This is a genomic window from Nocardia sp. NPDC051052, from assembly GCF_044456045.1.
Taxonomy (GTDB): domain Bacteria; phylum Actinomycetota; class Actinomycetes; order Mycobacteriales; family Mycobacteriaceae; genus Nocardia.
On the sequence record NZ_JBITFL010000038.1, the window covers coordinates 1 to 4,233 of the forward strand.

Consider the following 4,233-nt stretch of genomic DNA (forward strand, 5'->3'; position numbering starts at 1 on the left):
CGGGGTAGGTGTTGTAGAGTTCGCGGCCCATTCCTGGGTGTTGGGTGCCTTGTCCGGAGAACACCATCGCCACCCCGCCCGTGGACGCTCGGCCGGAGACCACGCCTGGCGCGGACTCGCCATTCGCGAACGAGCGCAGCATGTGCGCGCGTTCGGCCGGATCGCCGCCGAGCAGCACCGCCCGCTCCGCCAGCGCGGCACGAGAAGTGGCCAGGGAGTACCCGACGTCGAGCACGCTGGTCGCATCGGTGACCTGGTCGGCGACCCTGGCGGCCAGTGCCGAAAGGGCGGTCTTGTCGCGCGCCGACAGCACCCATGGCACCACCGGGGGCGGCGTCGGTGTCGTGGCGATGGGCTCCGGTTCCGGCGCCTGCTCGAGGATCACGTGTGCGTTGGTGCCGCTGACACCGAACGCGGAGACGGCAGCCCGGCGGGGCCGGGCGACCTGCGGCCAGCTCCGGTCCTCGGTGAGCAGCGAGACCGCACCCGTGGTCCAGTCGACATGGGGCGTCGGCTCGTCGACGTGCAGGGTGCGGGGCAGCAGGCCGTGCCGCATGGCCATGACCATCTTGATGACACCCGCTGCGCCCGCGGCGGATTGGGTGTGCCCGATGTTCGACTTGATCGTGCCGAGCCACAGCGGCTCATCCCGGTCTCGTCCATAGGCGGCCAGCAGCGCCTGCGCCTCAATGGGATCGCCGAGGCGGGTGCCGGTACCGTGTGCCTCGACCGCGTCCACCTCGGCGGGCCGCAGGCCCGCATTCGCCAGCGCCTGGCCGATCACGCGTTGCTGCGCGGGGCCGTTGGGCGCGCTCAGACCGTTGGACGCGCCGTCCTGGTTCACCGCCGAACCCCGGAGCACGGCGAGCACAGGGTGGCCGTTGCGGCGGGCGTCCGACAACCGTTCCAGCAGCACAACTCCGGCGCCCTCGCCCCAGCCGGTCCCGTCCGCGGCCGCGGCGAAGGCCTTGCAGCGGCCGTCGGCGGCCAGGCCCCGCTGGCGACTGAACTCCACGAACGCCGCAGGGGTCGACATCACGGCCACGCCGCCGGCCAGCGCGAGCGAACATTCCCCGGCTCGCAATGACTGCGCGGCCAGGTGCAGCGCTACCAGCGATGACGAGCAGGCGGTGTCGATGGTGACGGCGGGGCCCTCGAGACCGAAGGTGTAGGAGACGCGGCCCGAGACGACGGCCGTCGCGGTGCCGGTGATCAGGTAACCCTCGGCGCTCTGCCCGGCGCCGCCGGTGGCGTAGTGCGAGGTGGCGGCGCCGATGAACACGCCGGTTCGGCTCTCCCGCAGGGCATCCACCGCGATGCCTGCCCGTTCGAACGCCTCCCAGGAGGTCTCCAGCAGCAGCCGCTGCTGCGGATCCATGGCGATCGCTTCCCGCGGCGAGATCCCGAAGAGCGCGGCATCGAACGCCGCGGCCGCGACGAAGGCGCCTTCGCGGGCATAGGAGGTGCCGGGTCGGGACAGCTCCGGGTCGTAGATGCCGTCGAGGTCCCAGCCGCGATCGGCAGGGAATTCGGTGACCGCGTCACCGCCGCGCGTCACCAGATCCCACAGTGCCTCCGGCGAATCGACGTCACCGGGGAACCGGCAGCTCATCGCGACGATCACCACGGGATCGTCATCCGCTGACACCGCCCCGGCCGTCGGCGCCGTCTGCGCGGTGTCGCCGGACAGCTCGCGCTCCAGGTGCGCCACCAGCGCGACCGGTGACGGATGGTCGAACACGAGGGTGGCGGGCAGCGTCAAGCCGGTCGCGGTCCGGAGCCGATTGCGCAGCTGGATCGCGGTGAGGGAGTCGACCCCGAGGTCACGGAACGCGGCACGCGGCGACACCGCGTCGGCCGAGGCGTGCCCGAGCACGGCGGCCACCTCCGCACCCACCAGGTCGAGCAGCACACGGTGCCGTTCGGTGGCGGTCATCCCGGCTACCCGTTGCCGCCAGCCGTCGCCCGAATCCGTTGCGGCAGTGCGCGGCTCGTCCAAGGCCGCGCGCGCCTCGGCGAGGTCGTCGATCAGCGGGCGGCGCCGCGCCGCGCTGAGCGTCGGCGCGAAAGTGCCCCACACGATGTTCGCGACGGTGACGGTGGTGTCGTCGCCGTCGAGCGCCCGGCGCAGCGCCGCGACGGCGAGTTCGGGCGCCATGGCGGGTAAACCCGTGCGGCGCAACGCTTCTTCAGCCGATCCCTGCGCGGCCAAGCCGGCGCCGCCCCACGTTCCCCACGCGACGGCCAGCGCGTGTGCGCCGCGGTCGCGGCGCGACTGTGCCACGGCGTCCAGGTAGGTGTTGGCTGCGGCGTAGGCGCCCTGTCCGCGGCCGCCCCACACGCCCGCACCCGAGGAGAAGAGCACGAACGCGTCGAGTCCGGTGTCGGAGAACGCGTCGTCGAGGTTTCGGGCGCCGAGCGCCTTGCCCGCCCAGGCCTGTGCCAGTAGGGCGGTGTCGGTGTCTTGCAGCGACGCGGCGGTGCCTACGCCCGCGGTGTGGAACACCGCGGTGATCGGGCTGCCCAACTCGTCGATCAGTCGGTCGAGTGCCGCGCGGTCGGCGATATCGCATGCCTCGATGTCCACCCGGACGCCGGGCGCGATCTGCGCCAGTTCGGCCCGCAGATCTCGGGCGCCGGGGGCGTCGAGCCCGCGCCGACTGGTGAGCACGAGGTGCCGTACCCCCGATCGGGCCAGCCAGCGTGCGACATGACCGCCGAGGGCGCCGGTTCCGCCGGTGACGAGCGCCGGGCCGGCGGTGGACCACGACTGTTCCGTGGTCCCGGTCGCGGCGCGGGTCAGCCGCCGGGCGAACACACCCGAGCCGCGCACGGCGAGTTGATCCTCGTCCCAGCCGCCCGCCAGGATCGTCGCGAACCGGCCCGCAGCCCGCTCGTCGACCTGCTCGGGCAGATCGACGAGACCGCCCCACCAGCGCGGGTATTCGAGCCCGGCCACCTGTCCAAGGCCCCATACGGCCGCTTGATTCGGATCGCGGAGCCGGTCGGCGCCACCGAGGGAGACCGCGCCGGACGTGACGCACCACAGGGCGCCGTCCAGGTCGATGTCCGCGCAGGCCTGCAGCAGCGCGAGGGTCGCGGCCGCCGGGTCGGCATCGAACGCGAGGAATGAGATCACCTGGCGCGGTGCGTATTCGGTGAGCAGTTCGGTGATCGAGTCGCGAGATCGCCCGTGGTCGACCGGGATTCGGAGGACATCGGGGAGCGCGTCGAGGACGGCGCGGATCGCGGGGTGCTCGGCGTGCTCGGCCGGGACGATGGCCAGGTGCGGTCCGTCGACCGCCGAGGCCGTGCGGGACGCCGGAAGCGGACGCCAGGTGACCTGGTATCGCCATCCGTCGACGGTCTCGCGCGTGGCCCGCTTGCGTCGCCACTCCGACAGCAGCGGCAGTGCCGGGCGCAGCACGTCCGCCGAATCCCGGTCACCGACCATCAGCATCGCCGCCAGCCCGTCGAGGTCCTCGTGCTCGACCGCATGCCAGAAGTCCGCATCGGCAGCACCCTCGCTGACGATGGTCCGGGGCGGGGCGTCGAGCCAGTAACGGGATCGCTGGAAGGCATAGGTGGGCAATGGGATTCGGCGCGCATCCGGGAATTGCCCGGTCCAGTCGACGTCGATGCCGTTCGTCCATGCCTCGGCCGCCGCGGTGAGCAGCCGGGTATGGGTGCCGTCGTCGCGGTGCAGGGTGCCGATCGCGACCACCGTGTCGGCGGACTCCTGGATGGCTGCCGTGAGTACCGGGTGTGGGCTCGGTTCGATGAAGGTGGTGTTGGTGGGTAGCAGTGTGTGTATGACCGGGTGGAACAGGACGGTGTGGCGGAGGTTGCGGAACCAGTAGTCGGCGGTGAGTTCGGTGCCGTCGAGCCGGGTTCCGGTGACGGTGGAATGGAACGGAATGCGCCCGGCGCTCGGGGTGACCGGTGCCAGAGCCGCGGCCAACTCCGACTCGATGGCGTCGACGTGGGCCGAGTGCGAGGCGTAGTCGACGGGAATGCGGCGCACCCGGACGCCCTGCTGTTCCAGTGTGGCGAGCAGGTTTTCGATCGCGTCAGCGGAGCCGCTGACAACCGTGGACTGCGGTCCGTTGTGGGCGGCGATGCTGAGGTCGGGATGGTTGGTGAGGAGGTGTTCGAGGTCCTCGGCGGGCAGGGCGATGGAGGCCATGCCGCCGTGTCCGGCGAGGTGTTCGGCGATGATCTTGCTGCGCAGGG

At 72.0% G+C, this 4,233-nt stretch carries 1 protein-coding gene; it reads right to left on the reverse strand.

Going from position 1 to position 4,233, the window contains the following annotated elements; translation table 11 throughout:
- The coding region (locus tag ACIBCN_RS44420) for a beta-ketoacyl synthase N-terminal-like domain-containing protein (protein ID WP_396998906.1) at positions 1 to 4,233 on the reverse strand (4,233 nt) is incomplete at both ends.